The organism is Mesorhizobium sp. M7A.F.Ca.US.006.04.2.1, from assembly GCF_004022915.1.
GTDB classification, from domain to species: Bacteria; Pseudomonadota; Alphaproteobacteria; order Rhizobiales; family Rhizobiaceae; genus Mesorhizobium; species Mesorhizobium ciceri.
On sequence record NZ_RZQA01001400.1, the window covers coordinates 1 to 927 of the forward strand.

The 927-nt window shown below is 66.0% G+C and carries 1 protein-coding gene; it reads left to right on the forward strand.

Annotated features, from left to right (window positions below):
* On the forward strand, nt 1-927 hold a 927-nt coding region (gene asnB, locus EN925_RS37615), incomplete at both ends, for an asparagine synthase (glutamine-hydrolyzing) (protein WP_128337450.1).

Here is a 927-nt window from a genome sequence, read left to right on the forward strand (position 1 = left end):
ATCTTCAACTATGTGGAATTGCGCGAGCAGCTTCGCGCGAAAGGCCGCCATTTCCGGACAACCAGCGACACCGAAGTAATCCTGCATCTCTATGACGAGATGGGGGAGGATTGCGTCTCCGCGCTCAATGGCGATTTCGCCTTTGCGCTCTGGGACGGCCGCCGCCGCCGCATGGTTCTGACGCGCGACCGCATGGGGGTCCGGCCGCTCTTCTATACAAGGCAGGGCGAACGGCTTTACTTCGCCTCGGAGGTCAAGGCGCTCCTCCAGGCCCCGGGCGTCGCGGCCGAGATTGATCCGGTCGCACTCGACCAGATCTTCACGCTCTGGGCCCCGATCGCGCCGCGCACGCCCTTCCGCAACATCTACGAGATCGAACCCGCAAGCCTGATGATCGTGCAAGAGGGCAGCGTCTCGACCCGGCCCTACTGGAGTCTGGAGTATCCCGACCGGGACGCGCCGCCCCGGCACGGGGACGAGCGTGCCGCGGCCGAGGAACTGCGCGCCCTCCTTACGGAGGCGACCCGCATGCGCATGCGCGCCGATGTGCCAGTCGGCGCCTATCTGTCTGGCGGCCTCGATTCCTCCATCACATCGGCGCTGGCGGCGGGCATGGCGCCGGGTGGCCTCAGGACCTTCTCGGTCACCTTCGATAGCGCCGAACATGACGAGAGCCCCTTCCAGATCGAGATGGCCCGTGCGCTCGGCACGCATCACAGCGCCGTCGCCTGCGGGGAAGGCGATATCGCCGCCGTCTTCCCTGACGTTATCCGCTTCACCGAGCGGCCGATCCTGCGCACTGCCCCTGCCCCGCTCTACAAGCTCTCGAGCCTCGTGCGCGAGGCCGGCTTGAAAGTGGTGCTGACGGGCGAAGGCGCCGACGAAGTCTTTGCCGGCTACGATATTTTCAAGGAGGCCAGGGTTCGG